The organism is Secundilactobacillus muriivasis (genome assembly GCF_054785195.1).
This window is the reverse complement of record NZ_BAABMI010000003.1, coordinates 52,106-69,042: the sequence shown is the minus strand read 5'-3', so window position 1 is coordinate 69,042 and position 16,937 is coordinate 52,106. Positions and strand designations below refer to the sequence as shown.

At 46.6% G+C, this 16,937-nt stretch carries 15 protein-coding genes and 1 riboswitch; of the genes, 6 read left to right on the top strand and 9 right to left on the bottom strand.

What is annotated here, in order from left to right:
• Positions 1–223: 223 nt before the first annotated feature.
• From ACYVR3_RS00470 to ACYVR3_RS00460, 3 genes are all read left to right on the top strand, one after another.
• Positions 224–1,645, top strand: coding sequence for a C69 family dipeptidase (locus ACYVR3_RS00470; protein ID WP_461242668.1), 1,422 nt, complete (start codon positions 224–226; stop codon positions 1,643–1,645).
• Positions 1,646–1,830: 185 nt separating this feature from the next.
• A riboswitch (TPP riboswitch) is annotated at positions 1,831–1,920 on the top strand.
• Between the two features lie 93 nt (positions 1,921–2,013).
• Complete coding sequence (locus ACYVR3_RS00465; RefSeq protein ID WP_461242667.1) at positions 2,014–2,631, top strand: ECF transporter S component; 618 nt, start codon at positions 2,014–2,016, stop codon at positions 2,629–2,631.
• Between the two features lie 12 nt (positions 2,632–2,643).
• Positions 2,644–3,246 carry a YkoF family thiamine/hydroxymethylpyrimidine-binding protein gene (locus tag ACYVR3_RS00460; RefSeq protein WP_461242666.1) on the top strand — a complete coding sequence of 201 codons (603 nt, stop codon included), beginning with the start codon at positions 2,644–2,646 and terminating at the stop codon, positions 3,244–3,246.
• A 569-nt stretch (positions 3,247–3,815) separates the two neighbouring features.
• On the opposite strand, the gene ACYVR3_RS00455 is transcribed toward ACYVR3_RS00460, so the two are convergent.
• From ACYVR3_RS00455 to recX, 7 genes are all read right to left on the bottom strand, one after another.
• On the bottom strand, positions 3,816–5,384 hold the full coding sequence (locus tag ACYVR3_RS00455) for a peptide chain release factor 3 (RefSeq protein WP_057152248.1): 1,569 nt from the start codon (positions 5,382–5,384) through the stop codon (positions 3,816–3,818).
• Between the two features lie 161 nt (positions 5,385–5,545).
• Positions 5,546–7,570 (bottom strand): CDP-glycerol glycerophosphotransferase family protein, encoded by a 2,025-nt coding sequence (locus ACYVR3_RS00450; protein ID WP_461242665.1) that lies wholly within the window; start codon positions 7,568–7,570, stop codon positions 5,546–5,548.
• Positions 7,571–7,598: 28 nt separating this feature from the next.
• Positions 7,599–8,435 carry a hypothetical protein gene (locus ACYVR3_RS00445; protein ID WP_461242664.1) on the bottom strand — a complete coding sequence of 279 codons (837 nt, stop codon included), beginning with the start codon at positions 8,433–8,435 and terminating at the stop codon, positions 7,599–7,601.
• Positions 8,436–8,554: 119 nt separating this feature from the next.
• Positions 8,555–8,965, bottom strand: a complete 411-nt coding sequence (gene tagD, locus ACYVR3_RS00440; RefSeq protein WP_057152250.1) for a glycerol-3-phosphate cytidylyltransferase — start codon at positions 8,963–8,965, stop codon at positions 8,555–8,557.
• A gap of 122 nt (positions 8,966–9,087) precedes the next feature.
• Complete coding sequence (locus ACYVR3_RS00435; protein WP_461242663.1) at positions 9,088–10,236, bottom strand: AI-2E family transporter; 1,149 nt, start codon at positions 10,234–10,236, stop codon at positions 9,088–9,090.
• Between the two features lie 72 nt (positions 10,237–10,308).
• Positions 10,309–10,857: a nucleoside tri-diphosphate phosphatase gene (gene ntdP / locus ACYVR3_RS00430; RefSeq protein WP_054735775.1), complete on the bottom strand. Its 549-nt coding sequence runs from the start codon at positions 10,855–10,857 to the stop codon at positions 10,309–10,311.
• 361 nt (positions 10,858–11,218) lie between these two features.
• Positions 11,219–12,262, bottom strand: coding sequence for a recombination regulator RecX (gene recX / locus ACYVR3_RS00425; RefSeq protein ID WP_461242662.1), 1,044 nt, complete (start codon positions 12,260–12,262; stop codon positions 11,219–11,221).
• A gap of 165 nt (positions 12,263–12,427) precedes the next feature.
• On the opposite strand from recX, the gene ACYVR3_RS00420 reads away from it, so the two are divergent.
• Positions 12,428–12,877 carry a flavodoxin gene (locus ACYVR3_RS00420; protein ID WP_461242661.1) on the top strand — a complete coding sequence of 150 codons (450 nt, stop codon included), beginning with the start codon at positions 12,428–12,430 and terminating at the stop codon, positions 12,875–12,877.
• Between the two features lie 53 nt (positions 12,878–12,930).
• On the opposite strand, the gene ACYVR3_RS00415 is transcribed toward ACYVR3_RS00420, so the two are convergent.
• Together ACYVR3_RS00415 and wecB are read right to left on the bottom strand one after the other, a co-directional pair.
• Positions 12,931–13,914, bottom strand: a complete 984-nt coding sequence (locus tag ACYVR3_RS00415; RefSeq protein ID WP_461242660.1) for a YihY/virulence factor BrkB family protein — start codon at positions 13,912–13,914, stop codon at positions 12,931–12,933.
• Positions 13,914–15,032 (bottom strand): non-hydrolyzing UDP-N-acetylglucosamine 2-epimerase, encoded by a 1,119-nt coding sequence (gene wecB / locus ACYVR3_RS00410; RefSeq protein ID WP_461242659.1) that lies wholly within the window; start codon positions 15,030–15,032, stop codon positions 13,914–13,916. The genes ACYVR3_RS00415 and wecB overlap by 1 nt, the downstream gene beginning before the upstream one ends.
• 372 nt (positions 15,033–15,404) lie before the next feature.
• Between wecB and ACYVR3_RS00405 the strand changes: the two genes are divergently transcribed.
• Both ACYVR3_RS00405 and ACYVR3_RS00400 read left to right on the top strand, forming a co-directional pair.
• Positions 15,405–16,346 carry a glycosyltransferase family 2 protein gene (locus ACYVR3_RS00405; protein WP_461242658.1) on the top strand — a complete coding sequence of 314 codons (942 nt, stop codon included), beginning with the start codon at positions 15,405–15,407 and terminating at the stop codon, positions 16,344–16,346.
• Between the two features lie 30 nt (positions 16,347–16,376).
• Positions 16,377–16,784: a GtrA family protein gene (locus tag ACYVR3_RS00400; protein WP_054735756.1), complete on the top strand. Its 408-nt coding sequence runs from the start codon at positions 16,377–16,379 to the stop codon at positions 16,782–16,784.
• Positions 16,785–16,937: the final 153 nt, after the last annotated feature.

Below are 16,937 nucleotides of genomic sequence, written 5' to 3'. Positions count from 1 at the left end.
TTTACCCGAGTTTTTCCCGGTTGTAAATGCGTTTGAATCAATTGGTATAACTACTTCGAGACACAAGAATCTTGAAGTGTACCGAGTTTTCAGTGAGCAAGCAATCTTTGTAACTGGCTTGCGCTTTTCTGACAAACACTGATTTATTTTTTCTAATTCTTCACAAATTTTCACGCAACTACGCTATCATAGGAGTTAATTTAACGATAAAGGAAGTTTTGTTATGCAACCACATTCAGCCTGTACCTCGATTCTAGTTGGGAAAGCCGCTAGTATCGATGGTTCCGTCATGATCGCCCGAAATGACGATACCTTTTACCCCCTCACGCCACAACGATTTTACATGCATGAGGCGGTTCACGATCGACACGAAATTCTAAAATCGACTCAAAACGGTTTTGAAGCCCCATTACCTGAAAACGGTGTGGCTTACCAAGCAACCCCCAACGTTGAAGTCGCTGAAAAGGGCCTGTACGAAGAAAGTGGCATTAACGCTAATAACGTTGCTATGAGCGCCACAGAAAGTGTTTACGGTAACCCTAAAGCACTGGCCTTTGATCCATTAGTTCCGGATGGTCTTGCTGAAGACACGATGCCAACAATGGTCCTTCCCGTTATCACATCTGCGCGCCACGGCGTTAGCGTACTTGGTGACTTGATCAAGCAATACGGTTCCCCTGAAGGCAACGCCGTTTTATTTGCCGACCACGATGAAGCTTGGTACATGGAAATCGTTACCGGTCATCACTGGGTTGCCCAACGCATTCCGGACGATGCCTACGTTGTGACGGCCAATCAAGTTGCCATTCAAAACGTAGATTTCGATGATCCTGACCAATTTATGTGGTCAGCTGGCATTCAAGACTTCGTCAGTGAGCACCACTTGAATCCGGACCCAACAACTTGGAACTTCCGTCGAATTTTCGGAACGGATACCGAAAAGGACCGCCACTACAACACCCCACGTGTCTGGTACGGCCAACGGTATTTAACTCCCGATGTGCATCAGGAACCCGATTCATCCGACCTGCCCTTCATCTGCCATGCAAACCGTAAAATTAGCGTTGATGACGTATCAGCTATCTTGGGCTCCCACTACAATGAAACCGACTATGATCCACTGGGACGCGGCCCACAAGCGCTCAAAACAAAGTTCCGGCCAATTGCGATGAACCGGACCCAAAATTCCCACGTCCTTCAACTCCGGAATGACGTGCCAGCTGCTCAGTCGGCCATCATGTGGCTTTGTTTAGGCGTTCCAGCCTTTAGTCCGTTTGTTCCATTCTTTGCAAATGCAACGGACACCGCCCCAACCTACAGCGCAACGCCACTGCACGCCGATAACGTCAGTGCCTACTGGCTGTACCGGAAATTATCCGTCTTGGTTGAATCCCACTACGCTGAATTTATTCAACCAGATATCGATTTTCTGACCGCTTCAAAGCAGGCTTTCACCGCTCACGTTGCGGCGACGGATACTGCAGCTAAGCAATTAGATGGCGCGGAATTGACTGCTTATTTAACAGCCCAAAATCGCGCGATTGCTGACGCTACTCAGGAACGCACGACGCAATTGATCAACCAGTTATTCGAACAAGGCTTAACGTTGTCGAAGCTAACGTTTAATATGGATGTGAATTTATAATGAACGACTAAACACCAGCATTCGTGGAATCAGCGAATGCTGGTGTTTTTGAGTTATCGTCAAGTGACGTGATTATCCTTACTATTGAACCATCAACCTCACTATATCGGCCAAATAACCGGACGTTAATCGAATTAATCATAATTTTGTTTGACATTTAACCGGTTTCCTCGTACGCTAGACTTAATCAAGAATCGGGGTGCCGTTGTGCTGAGATTACACCCGCTGAACCTGATCTGGTTAATACCAGCGAAGGGAGTTCTCTTGAAACCGACCGTCTAACGATAAGCTTATTTTAGTTGATTAATCATGGATGAAACCGTTTCAATTGCTCAAACAGCCTCGATTTTTAATCGCGGGCTGTTTTTTTGTTCGCTGATAACTTTAAGGAGATGATTACGATTCAACATCAATTTCACTGGCATCTGCGAGATGTCATCACCGTTGCAATTATTTCAATTTTTGTCGGCCTCATGTTTGTGGTTTCCGATTGGATCTACACCTTAGTTTATGCCATCCTAACCCCGCTTGGCTTGGGCCAGTTTGTTGGGGAAATTCTCTTTGGCCTATGGTGCATGGGTGGGCCACTTGCCTACATGATCGTTCGACTGCCAGGCGCACCACTGTTAAGCGAAATGATTGGGGCTCTGGTCGAAAGCTTTGCGGGCGGCCAATTCGGCATTATCGCCCTTGTTGCAGGCTTTTTCCAAGGTGTGGGGAGCGAGCTGGGATTCGCAAGTTTCAAATACCGGCGTTTTGACGTTCGATCACTGACCGTTGCCGCCATTCTTTCGACGATCATTACCTTCGCTTCAGCACTCTTTATTCACGGCTACATTAAGTTCTCATTGCCAATGTTGGCCGCTCTATTTTTAACTCGCCTCGTTTCCAACCTTGTTTTCTCAGTTGGGTTGGTCACATTGATTCACCGCATTTTAAAGCGGGCTCACGTTCTCAAAGTCGATCAAGTTAGCGCACACGTTTAGGAGGTATTCCCAATGACAGCACCACTTTGTAATTTAGACGGTTCCATTGATATTACCGGCTGCAAACTTAGCATTTATCCGATGAGCGACCAATTTGTCGATATCATCACAACCGCAATTAATCAATTAAATCAGCAATCCCTACCCGTCTGGTCCAAGACTGACCTATTCAGTACGACATACCGCGGTAATCAACAAAACGTGATCAACGTGGTCAAAGCGGCGACTCAGCTTTCTTATCGCGAAAACGTCCACGAAGTATTTGAACTCACCTTTTCCAAAGGGTGTCCCGGCGACGTCGACGCTGACCGTTATTTGAACGCTGAGGTGGTTGACCTAGTTGATGCAAGCCAAGTTCAAAACTTTAACGTTCATTGCAAATACTCGTTTTACGCCTTTGGTGATAACGATTATATGAACGAAATCGGCGCCATCGTTGATCTTGCCAAAGAACAAGGCCTCAACCCCACCAGCATGCACTACGCCACTGAATTAACCGGAACGGTTGATCAACTGTTCAAGTACTTCAATGATGCCTTGGCCTATGCGCATGAGCACATTCGCCACTACGTTCTTGAAGCCACAATTTCGGTGAATAGCCCTTCGCTCAAGTAGTGCTTCACTAATGCGTGATTTATCAATAAACAACAAAAACGTAACAGGCTGATAACTTTCAACTCTGACGGCTTATTTTCGAGTGCTAGTTCATATGCCTGTTGCGTTTTTTGTTGTCGTTTATGTCCAGCGTAAGTGTTGGGTGCGATTTGGGTGCGATTTGGGTGCGATTTGGGTGCGATTTGGGTGCGATTTGGGTGCGATTTGGGTGTAGGCTGTTTGTCATCGCTTCGCTCACCAAAGCCGCATTGAAAAGCGCTCGTTGAGGCTACAAAATTCGGCGCCACTTAAACTGTTATTTCCAGGGTTCCTGAAGTTATAGAAACTTGTCAACCACGCGCTTTCTGGCCACCACGCCGAATGGTGCTGCGCGAGACTGAGAGCTGCATGTAAGGGCACTTCGATAAAACCGCCAGACCCGGGCGCTTTCACCGGAGTGCCCTTACATTACGCTCTCAACCCGTCTCGCTCCGCACATTTACGCTGGACACAAGCGACAACAAAAAACGTGATCTAAAAGTCAATCATCGACTTTCAGATCACGTTTTTAACTATTAGCTATCGATAAACTACAACTTCGCCGTCAACGTCACGTCCGGATACTTATCCTTAAACCAACGTTCCGCAAACTGGTTTTCAAACAAGAACAGTGGTTCCTCGTTCAAGTCCTTGACCAGTAAGTTTCGGCTTGATGACATCCGTTCGTCCAGTTGTTCTGGATCGATCCAGCGAGCAATCTTGTGGCCCATTGGTTCCATGACAACGTCCGAGTTGTATTCGTTCTTCATCCGGAACTGGAACACTTCAAATTGAAGTTGCCCAACGGCCCCAAGGATGTAATCCCCGGTCGTATAAGAGGTGTACAGTTGAATGGCCCCTTCTTGAACCAGTTGTTGGATTCCCTTGTGGAACGATTTTTGCTTCATCACGTTCTTCGCTGAGACCCGCACAAACAGTTCTGGCGTAAATTGTGGTAACTTTTCAAATTGAAGCTTGTGCTTACCAGTGTAGATCGTATCACCGATTTGGTAGTTACCGGTATCGTAGAGGCCGATAATATCCCCTGCCACGGCGGTATCCACGTTTTCACGGGTGTCCGCCATAAACTGGGTCACGTTGGATAGCCGCATGGTTTTACCCGTCCGACCCAACGTCACATCCATCCCGTGTTTGAACATCCCAGAACAGATTCGCACAAAGGCGATCCGGTCACGGTGCTTCGGATCCATGTTGGCTTGAATCTTGAAGACAAACCCTGAGAACTGGTCATCAGTTGGTTCAACGTCATCATCTTCTTGGGTATGGTGGGCTGCTGGTTGTGGCGCAAATTGGAGGTACGTTTCCAAGAACGTCTTGACCCCAAAGTTCGCCAAAGCGGACCCAAAGAAGACTGGCGTTTGATCCCCACTGGCGATCTTATCCATGTCAAACTGGTTTCCAGCGTCTTCGATCAACTCGATGTTGTCCCGCGCATCTTGGTACCACGAGTTGGTCTTCAATGGTTGATCATCGCTGATATCCCCATTTTCGTCTAATGGCAAATACGTGGTTTCATCAGAATCAGCCCGGAATAAGGCCACCCGTTTATGGTAACGGTCGTACAAGCCCTTCAATTCCTTACCCATCCCAATTGGCCAGTTCATTGGGTAACCTTCGATGCCCAAAACTTCTTCCAATTCGGCGATCAAGTCCAACGGATCGCGACCATCACGGTCTAACTTGTTCATGAAGGTAAAAATCGGAATGCCCCGCATCTTACAGATTTGGAACAGCTTTTTGGTTTGGGGTTCGATCCCCTTAGCAGAGTCGATGACCATGACGGCTGAATCAACGGCCATCAACGTCCGGTACGTATCTTCAGAAAAATCTTCGTGTCCGGGGGTGTCCAGAATGTTGATCCGTTTCCCCTCGTAGTCAAACTGCATCACGGAACTCGTTACCGAGATCCCACGTTTTTGTTCAATTTCCATCCAATCGGATTTAGCAAAATTACCACTCTTCTTCGCCTTAACCGTTCCGGCTTGACGAACTACGCCCCCAAACAGCAATAACTGTTCGGTAATGGTGGTTTTCCCAGCATCAGGGTGAGAAATAATTGCAAATGTGCGCCGTGTTGCGACGTCTTGGGATAATGTCATATCGTTGTTCCTTTCACCTATCGTTCAAAATCACGCTATTTTTTAGTATAACACGATTAACCATCGCTTGTCGCTAACCGCCGTAAGAAACTAACCGACGTAACAGCGAAAAATCCCACTGGTCATCAACAACTAACCATTGGGATCTCACTACGGTATCATTAACCGTTCTTTTCAATTTGGTGCACGACGTAGTTGACGACCTTCAGGGAACTTAGCCCATCATCGATCGCACAGAACCGGTCGTAGAACTTCATAAACTGCTTATCATTACTCATATCAGGCTGCTTCAAGCAATCTGCCACCCCAGCGAGTAGTTCGGTCTCGTTGTTGGCAATGGCGCCTGGAAGGTCCTTTTCGTAGTTCAGGTAGAAGCCCCGCAATTCGTCCTTGTACAAGTGGTAATCGTACGGATAGAACAAAATTGGCCGCTTCAGGTAGGCATAATCGAAGAACACGGATGAGTAATCGGTGATCAGCATATCTGAGACGAGGTACAGGTCTGAAATATCTGGATGACTTGAGAAATCGTAAACGAAGTCCGTGTAGTCGCTAATGTCTAACGCGTTAGCAATCAAGTAGTGCATCCGTAAAATCAAAACCGTATCCTCACCAAACTGTTGCTTGAAATCATCCAAGCTAAATGGCAATTCAAAGGTGTATTTACCCTTTTCAGCGAATTGGTTATCCCGATAAGTTGGCGCGTATAAAACGACCTTCTTATCTAACGGAATGCCTAACTTCACCTTTAATTCTTCGATATCACTTGTCGACGAATTAATGAGTTCGTCGTTTCGTGGATACCCCACCTTTAAAATCTGGTTGTTAAACCCAAAGGCCGACCGGAAGATTTGGGTTGAATAATCATTTGGTGAGACCAGTGCATCCCAACGGTTCGCTTCCTTAACGAAGTTCGCGTGGTACTTGCTGGTCGTGGTGCCCGGCATCGACACGTTTTCAATGTCTAAGCCCAACTTCTTCAGTGGTGTTCCGTGCCAAGTTTGAATGTAAGTCACGTAATTCGGTTTCTTGACCCAGGCTGGGAAGCGGGCGTTACTGATCCAGTAGGTGGATTTCTCTAACGTCCGTACCCACTTGGAAGTCCGCCGAATGACGTAAGGGATGTTGTTAGCTTTACAGAACCCTTTAACGCTACGATCAATTGACCAAACGAAGTTAAAGCCAGGATATAGTTCGCTAAACAGCCGGTAAATGGCGTACGGACTATCACTCACCTGACGACCACCAAAGCTTTCAAACACAATGGTCGGTTGTTCAAATGGTCGGTGACCAGACTTGAATAACCACCGCATTCGTTGCAGGTTCAGCTTGTCTTGGATGGTTTTACCCAAGCCCCATACTGACTGGAACTTTTGGGGTACAGCACCCAGTTTTTCGCCAAATGATGGTGCTGGGAACTCTTTGATCACGATGCCATTGTGGTAGTTCTTTTCAATCAGCACCATTCGACCGCCGGGTAACACTGCTTGGGTATTTTGCCCTGCTAACGACCGCGCTAAAATCAAGTGTTGGTTGATTTCACGAGTGCCGATCATGTACTGGATGTAAACATCTTCGACGGAATCCGTTGGTAGATCAGACAGTGGAATCGAAACGTTAAACATTCCCCGCAAACTGCCCTTATCAGTTGGGTAAGAGAGGTTAGCATCGGAATTACGACTCTTTAAAATCACTTTTTGGTCCACGATTGGTTGCCCGTTGATCCGGTTATAACCGGTAATCTGCAACTGGTCGTTCAACAAGTTGACCGAGTTGATACTAAACTCATCTTCGGACTGCTTCGTGTGAATGTTAAAGGTCGCCATGCCCTCAGAATCCGAGTTAAATTGATAGTAACTCGTCAAGGATAACTGATGCCGATCACTCAAATATTCACTTTCAACCTGCAGAATAACCCGCTCTGAGTTCGCTTCAAAGGCAAAAAACATTTGCCAAGTAAATTCACTTTGATCAAACGCTTTGAATTGAAGTTGCTCTGGATCCACGCGAACCCGGACAAGGTTGTTATCGATCACCTTTGTCACTGGGAACGTAATGGTCGCTAAACTCGTTGTTTCAAGAAACGTGACCCGCAATTGGTCAAAGGATCCCGGAACGTCGATGAGTTCAAATTCTAGTTCTTGTTTTTTCTTTTTTTGGTGTAGCCCTGATAATATCGCACGCACGCGGAACGACTCCTTCTTGTAAGATTGATTAGTAGTTAAAAATCAACTGTTGTGGTAGGTGCTCGACTAGCTTGGGGTTATCGTTGAGGTCAATAAAGATCTCCGCACCCTCAGGAACCGTCGTTTGCAACAACTGAGCGTAAAATTCGTACGCATCACTGAACCGGTGGTAACCGACGTGGTCGATCACCTCGTAGTCAGCGCGGTCTTCAGTTGCCTGATAAACCACGTGCTTTTGATCGTCAGTTTCCGATAGCAGGTTGGTAAACACCAGTTTAGAAGTCCGGCCCATATTATACGCATAGGTCACTGGATGTTGGTGCCGAATAAACCGGTAAACGAGCTCGCCCTGTGCGTTCAGTAACATCGCTTGTTCGATCACACCATCTTGATAAGTCATCATCCCAGCAGGACGTTGATCTTCATAGACGACACTTTGAACGGGTTGGTTATCGACTAACCGGGTCTTCATTAATGGCGTTTGGGTGGCATCCGTTACCGTTTCAGCAACGATCTCACCCGCATCAATGTAGCGGTGAATCGTGCCATTTGCGATTGTTTGGGTCGCAAACTGTTTGCTTGGTAGGGTTTCAAAATCATCATTAAATTGGTCTTCTGCCCGCAAAGCAACCCCTGGCGTGTTGGCCACTAATTCTGCCATGGTTCGAATCTCAAACTGGGCAGCCTGTTCTGGTTTGATCATTGCTTGCAACGTTTGCCGAGCAATTTCATATTCATCAAATTGAACAATTGCTAGCAACGCCGTAATTTGAACGTGTTCTTCAAGTAACGCTTTAATTTTTTGTTGGAACGTCAGTTTTTTTAGCCCTGCAAGTGACGTTACCAAAAAGAATGCCTGTTCCATCTGCTTCCTCACTTTTTGCCTATTGATTAACGACACCCTAACGAAAAAGGCAAGGATTCAGCTCCAGAATCCTTGCCCATTGCAGTTATACTCTGGTGTCGAGCATTAATTGATGCTGCTTATTCTTTCCAGTCCGCTTCAGCTTTCAAACCAAGGTCTTCTTTGATCTTGGTGGTTGAAATACCTTCTGTCCGTGGCAAGTAGATAACTTCACAGTAATCCTTCAAGAAGTCAAACTTACCCTTCCAGTCATCGCCCATCACAAAGATATCGATGTCGTTATCTTGAACGTCCTTGATTTTTTGATCCCAGTTCTTTTCTGGAATCACTTCATCAACGTAGCGGATCGCTTCAAGGATATACTTCCGATCTTCGTATGACGTATAAGCCTTCTTGCCCTTAACGGCGTTAAATTCATCAGATGACAAGCAAACCGTCAAGTGGTCCCCTAACGCCTTGGCGCGCTTCAATAGTCTAACATGGCCCTTGTGTAATAGATCAAAGGTCCCGTACGTAATTACTTTTTTCATGAAAAATCTCCTGCTTACCTATTATTGGATTAATTCGCTGAGTCCTAACTCGACTATAATAGCATAAAACACCCCGTAACAAAACAACTGGTACGGGAATTCTTAATCGACCTAACCAAACCTTAAGAATTTTTAACGTTCTTTCCATCTTGACTGGCAGCTTCTTGTGGTAATCGCCAGATGTGATAAATATAGCCCACCACCACTTTGACGACGGCGTAGAGTGGTACGCCAAGAATCATCCCGATCAGTCCCGCAATGTTGCCGGCAACTAACAGGATCACGATGATCGTCAGGGGGTGAATGTTGAGACTCCGGCCAATCACGTTGGGATAAACGAAGTTGCCATCAACTTGTTGCACGATCACCGTTACGATCAGCACGGCAACGACCTGCATCAAGCCGTTTTCAAGACCAACAATCAACGCTGGTAGCACCCCAATATAGGGGCCAACGTACGGGATGATGTTGCACATACCGGCAAAGATGCCGAGCAATAGTGCGTATTTTTCACCAATTAGTGAAAAGCCAATTGACGTGAACGTGCCCACGAAGAGGCATTCGATTACTTGCCCACCAATATAACGGGACAAAGTTTGGCTCATCTTCACCAGTAACGTCATCGTCTGGTCCGCATGCTTTTCTGGCAACAACCGCCGAATCGCCGGCATTAACTTGGGACCATCCTTTAACATGTAAAACAGCATGACGGGCACGGTAACAGCGACAATCGTCACACTGGTGGCCAAACCAATCACGGTTCCGAGGCCGTTAGTCAGGCCGTTCATGAAGGTCTGGGCGTAATTCGAAAGCCCCTTTTCTAACTGATCCGCGTACTGTTGAAAATCAACGTTTTGGAGCCATTCGATGTGACTCAGATGAGTATTGGTGTCGTTTAGGCCCTGTTGGATAATTCGAACAATGGCTGGAATATGATTCATCAGGTTGGCCACCTGTTGAATCAACCGTGGCACCAGCCAACCAATGCCACCCACTAGAATGCCTGCCAGTGCCAGAAAAATCACCGCTACCGCACCGGTTCGATTAAAGTGAAAACGGCCAATCTTAACGCGTTGCAGTAATTTTACGATTGGATTTAATAGATAAAACAAAATACCAGCTAATAAAATGGGCATAAAAATTGTCCGAAAAAACGTCCCAATTGGCGAAAACACAAAGTCGATTTTGGTACAAACCCAAATCAACGTTGCGCCAATTAGCAATTCTAGCGTCCAGAAGAGGAGCTTTGACTGTTGCAACCAGTTTCGCATCCGCACACCTCCTTAATTTCAAACTAAAACGAGGTCAGGCATCAGCCCGACCTCGTTTTAGTCGACAACTCATTACTTTCGGCGGGAAAGCTCGAGATAGCGTGAATACCATAAATCAACGTATTCTTTAGAAAACGGCCCCTTGCGGTTGTTGATCCAATCCACAAGGATCAGCACGTTTGCCTTCAAAATCTTGTCAATTTCTGGCGGATAGTTCCAGCGGCGGCTAAAAACTTCGTACTCGTCAACATCGAGTAGCCGTTTTTCACCGTCAGGAAAAACCTTAACGTCTAAGTCATAATCAATATACTTTAATGCTTCTTTGTCTAAAACGAACGGTGACGCGAGGTTACAGTAGTACGAAATCCCGTTGTCCCGAATCATTGCGACGACATTAAACCAATAGTGTTTATGGAAATAAACGATTGCCGGTTCACGAGTAACCCAACGTCGGCCATCATCTTCAATGACTAACGTGTGGTCGTTACACCCAATGAGGGCGTTCTCGCTTGTTTTGAGTACCATTGTATCGCGCCAAGTTCGATGCAAACTTCCGTCGTGCTTATAGCTTTTGATCGTAATGAAGTCGCCTTCCTTAGGTCCTCTAGCTTCGCGCGCCATATTAACCCTACTTTCCAAGCATCGGGTATGATTTAATGAAAATTCATCTGTCATTATAACATAAGTGAGGGTGGGGGAAAAGGACAGAGTGCGGAACGAAGCGCCTAAAGAACGGCGTGTAAAGGGACTCGGGTAAAACTGGACGCCCTTTGGGCAGTTTTACCCGAGTCCCTTTACACATAGTTCTTTGCTTCGTTCCGCACGTTTCGGCGTGGCAGCCTCAAAAAATCAACCGAAGTCGCGTCCACCGTGTCACTAAATTCAATAATTGTCAGTCACCATCAAGCCGAAAATCGTTGCCAATTTCCACAATATCACAGACAAGATTCCAACCGGCTGATTTCAGCTAAACCAACTCAGCTCACTCATCCGCCCGCTCCGCCAACCACCCAGAAATCGCATCACTCTCAAACCCTTTCCGGTACAACGCTTGTCGAGTCTTCAACTGTCGTTCCCGGGGCGCCTTGCCAGCATAACGCCGCCAAAGTTTCTGCGCCTGCGCATCCAGTAATTCATTAGCGAGGTCTTGGTCCATCGAAAACTCGGTTTCTGCCAACCCGCTTGCGATGACATCCCCAGAAAACCCCTTTTCCATCAATCGTTGATGGACCTTTTGTTTTTGTAGCGATGGCGTTTGTTTGCGATACTGGCGTTTCAGTTTTTCAATCAACGTCATGACTTGATCAAGTTGCTCACTAGACGAATATTCGTTTTGCAGCGCCGTTTCGATCAAGTTCGCCTGAACACCACGCTGAATAAGTTGGCGCCGAATCACGCTGGGACCCTTATCACTCGTGCGTTTCATCGTCCGAACATAGCTGACAGCGTATTGGGCATCATCTAGGAGCCGTTCTGACTTCAACCGGTCAACGACCCGGTCGTGAAAAGCTTCAGGGACCTCCTTTTTAACGAGATACGCCCGAATTTCTTTTTCGGTTCGTTGCTGATACGACAGGTAAGTTAACGCCGCATCCCAGGCCTTGGACTCATTGTCAGCTGATTCAAGTTCTTTAGCCAACTCAGCCGTGACTTCACTGCCCTTAAACACCCGGTAACGCAACATGACTTCTTCGCTGATTGGAAATGCATAGCGATCGTCAACGTAAACGTTATAACGCCCGGGACGCTTCTGGGCTTCAATTTTGGTCACGACACCCTGCTTTTCTTGCTGGTGTTGCGCCACAATTTCAGCGACTCGGTCGCTACCGGCAGTTTTCAGCCACTGAACACGTTGCTTAACGGGCTGCTTGGAACGTTGCCGCGTTTCTATGCTACCGCGCTGTCTAGCTGGTTTGGCACGCTCCGGTTTGCTTGTCAGTGGCTTGACCGGTTGACGTCGCCGAGCGGGTTGATCAGGATCCGGGACATCGGTAATTCGAATTGGTTTAAAATGATGATCCGTCATAAGCAGTGAGGATTCCTTTCTAATTTTGATTTCAATCGTGTAATGGGCTTCATATTGGGATTGAGGTAAGTCACCCGGTATTTTCCACCAAATTGCGGCTCTTTTCTCCCACGAGAACTATGCTATACTAAGGCTAACACGATTTCTTGATAGGAGCTGAGTTCAATGACTGTTGCACGCGTTGTTTTTGCAACCATTACGGGTAATAATGAAGATATTGCTGATATTATCAGCGAACAATTTGAAAAATTAGGGATCGACGTCACCGAATCAGAGATTTCTCAAACTGATGCCGATGACTTTAAGGATGCTGACATTTGCGTTGTTTGTCCTTACACTTACGACGAAGGTCAATTGCCAGAAGAAGGCATGGACTTTTACGATGACCTCGCCGATATCGATTTAACGGGCAAAGTTTACGGCGTTGCCGGTTCTGGCGACGTCTTCTACGAGGATGACTTCTGTGTTGCCGTTGACGCTTTTGGCGAAGCTTTAAAGAAGGCTGGCGCAACCCAAGGTGCTGATAACCTTAAAATCGACCTCGAACCAGACGAAAGCGACATCGAAAAACTCGATGCCTTTACGCATCAACTTGTTGAAAAAGCAACGGCTTAATTAACTACCAAATTAAAAATCCGGATGATTAGCACTTAATCATCTGGATTTTTTTATTGCTTTCGTCGCGGCTTAGCTGACCGTTCGGCACCCTTTTTAGACTTAGGCCGCCGCCGTTTCTTAGCCGCCAGTTGTTTGCGATGCAGGGTTCGGGCCTGATTCATAAGCGTTTCTGACAGATTCAAAGCTTCAATCTTCCCCTGTCGCCACTCTTGAATCGTGGCGTTCACAACGCCACCAATCAACAAAATCAGACTAGAAACGTTCATCCAAATCAATAACACCACGAAAGTTCCAATGGTTTTATAACCCGTGATATTCCGGGCAAAATAACTAATATAAATCGAAAAGCCTTGAGCAAGCGCTAACCAGCCCACCGTTGTCACCAGTGCCCCAAGCCACACGTAGCGTAACTTTACCTTAGCCGATGGCACCACAGCGTATAAAACGGCACTCAGCAGTAAAATACCCGCAAACGAAATCGGCCACCGGACACTGCCCACCAGATCCGTAAACTGATTGGAAATGGAGAGCCATGGTTTCAAAATTTCGCCCAGCCACTCACTCAAACTAAACAGCAACCCAATCAGAACAATCGCAATGATGATGAGCAAAATAAACAGAAACGAGAAAAACCGGCTAAAAATCGCGTTCGGCGTTTTGATACCATACGCCTGATCAATACTCCGCTGAAATGCCGATACTGCTCGGCCAGCCGACCAAATTGTCACCAAGATTCCTAACGAGAACGTTTCGGTACTCCCCTGCTCCAAAAACGAGCGGATAATGGGCGACATGGTCTGGAAGACGGGTTCTGGCAACAGCGGTTCGATATAGCTCAAAATTCGCGTTGTATCAAACTTGAGGTAGGCAATCAGGTTCCCAGCAATCAGCATGATTGGAAATACCGACAGCAACATGTAATAGGACAGCACTGCTGCTGAATCACCAATATTAGCACGGAGATACCGTTGCCAGAAAAACTTCACAAAAGCCAACCAATCATGCTTGGTTGGTTGTGGCTCATTGGCAGCCATTACTTCGCATACCGTGACTGAATTGCATCCAAGATCCGTTCGGAAGCATGGCCATCACCATACGGATTCTTCGCTTCAGCCATTCGTTGATAAGCGGCCTCATCCGTTAATAAGGTCGTCATCGCTTCCGTTACTCGTTTCGGGTCGGTGCCGACCAACTTCAACGTGCCGGCAGTCACCCCTTCTGGCCGTTCTGTTTCATCTCGCAACACCAAGACTGGTTTACCTAATGATGGGGCTTCTTCTTGAACACCGCCAGAGTCCGTCATGATCAGGTAACTCCGCGCCGCTAAATTATGAAAATCAACCACGTCAAGCGGTTCAATCAAGTGAATCCGGTCAACGCCCGCTAGCTCTTGTTGTGCCACCTTTTGAACCCGGGGACTCAGGTGAACTGGGTAAACGAGTTCGGTATCCGGATGCGTCTCGACAACTTGGCGAATCGCTTTGAAAACCCGTTCCATTGGTGCACCTTGGTTTTCACGCCGGTGCATGGTTAATAGAATTACCTTTTGGTTGGGGTCAATATCGTTTAAAACCGCATGATGATAATCAGCACTAACCGTTTGTTGAAGCGCATCAATTGCCGTGTTACCCGTCACAACAATCGCATCTTTGGGATGATTTTCCTTCTCCAAATTTTGTTGACTTAGCGTTGTTGGCGCAAAGTACACGTCACTTAGCACATCCGTTAACTGACGGTTCATTTCTTCTGGATATGGTGAATACTTATCCCAAGTTCTGAGACCAGCCTCAACGTGCCCAAGTGGCACTTGATGATAAAACGCACTCACACTGGCCGCAAACGTCGTCGTTGTATCGCCGTGTACTAAAATGATATCGGGTTTTTCCGTATCAATGATCGAATCCAACTGAGTTAATACTCGGCTGGTGATCTGTGCCAAGGTTTGGTTAGGTTGCATAATGTTTAAATCATACGCAGGTTGAATGTGAAAAATGGCTAACACTTGGTCCAACATCTCGCGGTGCTGAGCCGTTACCACAGTAACCGGTTCAAAAACCGTTGGCTGTTGCGCCATCTTTAAAACAATTGGGGCCATCTTGATTGCTTCAGGTCGGGTACCAAATACCGTCATTACCTTGATTCGTTGTGCCATAGTGAACCTCCGTGTCTGTAATATAGTCCCCCCAATTATACCAAATTCCAACTGGTTCGCAGATTTTTTTGATTAACCGCTATCAACCACGACCTTTAACGTGCTTGATCGTGAAATTAAGCTAAAAATTAAGTAAAGATTTAGCAACGATTTCCCGCTGAATTACCAGCCGCAACCCTCACCAAACGACCTAACGCATCAAAATAACTTGAATCTAACCCGCCTAATCCCTATGATATCAACCGATTGTCAGTCATCGTCTTTCGAGTTGATTCAGTTAAACACCGTTCAGTTTCTTGTATACCACAGATTTGCGCCCCCTCCCCTTTTGACGTAAAATAAAGCCTAAACTGTTCGAAAGGAAGATTTGCCATGCGCACCGTCAGTCTGATTGTTCCCTGCTACAATGAGGAACCGTCCATCATGCTCTTTTTTGATGCGGTCACAAAGGTTTTCGCCACGATTAACACTGACGAACCACGTTATCAACCTGAATATACGTTTATTGATGACGGCTCCAGTGATCACACGTTGACCATCCTCAAGCAACTGCAAACCGCGCATCCAGAAACCGTCCATTACCTGTCATTTTCACGCAACTTCGGCAAAGAACCCGCACTGGCAGCTGGACTAGATGCCGCCACCGGAGATTTGATCGCCGTCATGGACGTTGACTTACAAGACCCACCAGAGCTACTCCCGCAAATGATCGACTTGATTGAAAATCACGGGTACGATTGTGTGGGCACCATTCAAAAGAAGCGTCGGGGACAGGGCCGGTTTCGGGCCTACCTCTCCACTAAATTTTACAAGATCAACGACGCCATCTCCGAGGTACATATTGAGCCCAACGCTCGTGACTACCGCTTGATGACCCGCCAAATGGTCGATGCGATCACGTCACTACCCGAATATAACCGATTTTCCAAGGGCATTTTTTCTTGGGTCGGTTTTCGAACTAAATACCTGACGTACGAGAGTCAACCCAGAGCGGCTGGTGATACCCACTGGTCACTCATGCAATTATTTAACTATGCCATCGAAGGGATCATTGATTTTTCCGACGTTCCTTTAAAAATTGCGACCTGGGTCGGGGGCGCCTCCTTTATTCTTGCCGTTATCGGTTTGATCGTGGTGGTCGTTCGCGCACTCCTAGTTGGCGATCCAGTAGCCGGCTGGCCATCCATGGTCTCCATCATCCTGCTTTTAGGGGGCATTCAACTCTTTTGTCTGGGAATCGTCGGCGAGTACATCAATAAAATTTACCTTGAAACTAAGCACCGCCCAAAGTACATCATTAAAGAACGCAAATAGCGTCATTCACTTTAGTTAGGACTATAAAAAATGAAATCGATCATGAACCTCTACCACCGTTACGAATCTGCGATCAGCTACCTCTTCTTTGGTGGTTTAACCACTGTCATCAACACGGTGGTCTTCTTCGCCCTTTATCACCACATGAACTATCAGGTTGCCAACGCGATTGCCTGGTTCCTGTCCGTTTTGTTTGCGTTCATTACCAATAAGCTCTGGGTCTTTCATTCAAAATCGTTTGAACTCAAAACCTTTGTGTGGGAAACCTTCTCCTTCTTCGGGTTCCGACTCGCTTCGTTGGTCATTGATATGTTGATTCTTTGGATTGGGATCACGTTACTGTCGGGTAACGCTTTGTTGGTCAAGATTATTGATCAAGTTGTGGTGATTTTGTTGAATTACTTTTTCTCGAAGTGGTTTATTTTTAAGAAGCCTTGAATCTTGATGAATATGAAACGGTCCAGCTTGATAGTGAGTATCAGGCTGGACCGTTTTTTACTGCGATTGAGTTTGTATGCGGTATCGGTTACGTATACTAATCCGGCGACGTTTTTTTCGGCTTAGCGTAAGCTCAACTACTAGTCGCTCTAT

What these genes read in the sequence shown, in the direction of transcription:
- ACYVR3_RS00470 (WP_461242668.1), top strand. Translation starts at nt 224, where the DNA reads ATGCAACCACATTCAGCCTGTACCTCGATTCTAGTTGGGAAAGCCGCT.
- ACYVR3_RS00460 (WP_461242666.1), top strand. Translation starts at nt 2,644, where the DNA reads ATGACAGCACCACTTTGTAATTTAGACGGTTCCATTGATATTACCGGC.
- ACYVR3_RS00455 (WP_057152248.1), bottom strand. Translation starts at nt 5,384, where the DNA reads ATGACATTATCCCAAGACGTCGCAACACGGCGCACATTTGCAATTATT.
- ACYVR3_RS00445 (WP_461242664.1), bottom strand. Translation starts at nt 8,435, where the DNA reads ATGGAACAGGCATTCTTTTTGGTAACGTCACTTGCAGGGCTAAAAAAA.
- tagD (WP_057152250.1), bottom strand. Translation starts at nt 8,965, where the DNA reads ATGAAAAAAGTAATTACGTACGGGACCTTTGATCTATTACACAAGGGC.
- ACYVR3_RS00435 (WP_461242663.1), bottom strand. Translation starts at nt 10,236, where the DNA reads ATGCGAAACTGGTTGCAACAGTCAAAGCTCCTCTTCTGGACGCTAGAA.
- ntdP (WP_054735775.1), bottom strand. Translation starts at nt 10,857, where the DNA reads ATGGCGCGCGAAGCTAGAGGACCTAAGGAAGGCGACTTCATTACGATC.
- recX (WP_461242662.1), bottom strand. Translation starts at nt 12,262, where the DNA reads ATGACGGATCATCATTTTAAACCAATTCGAATTACCGATGTCCCGGAT.
- ACYVR3_RS00420 (WP_461242661.1), top strand. Translation starts at nt 12,428, where the DNA reads ATGACTGTTGCACGCGTTGTTTTTGCAACCATTACGGGTAATAATGAA.
- ACYVR3_RS00415 (WP_461242660.1), bottom strand. Translation starts at nt 13,914, where the DNA reads ATGGCTGCCAATGAGCCACAACCAACCAAGCATGATTGGTTGGCTTTT.
- wecB (WP_461242659.1), bottom strand. Translation starts at nt 15,032, where the DNA reads ATGGCACAACGAATCAAGGTAATGACGGTATTTGGTACCCGACCTGAA.
- ACYVR3_RS00405 (WP_461242658.1), top strand. Translation starts at nt 15,405, where the DNA reads ATGCGCACCGTCAGTCTGATTGTTCCCTGCTACAATGAGGAACCGTCC.
- ACYVR3_RS00400 (WP_054735756.1), top strand. Translation starts at nt 16,377, where the DNA reads ATGAAATCGATCATGAACCTCTACCACCGTTACGAATCTGCGATCAGC.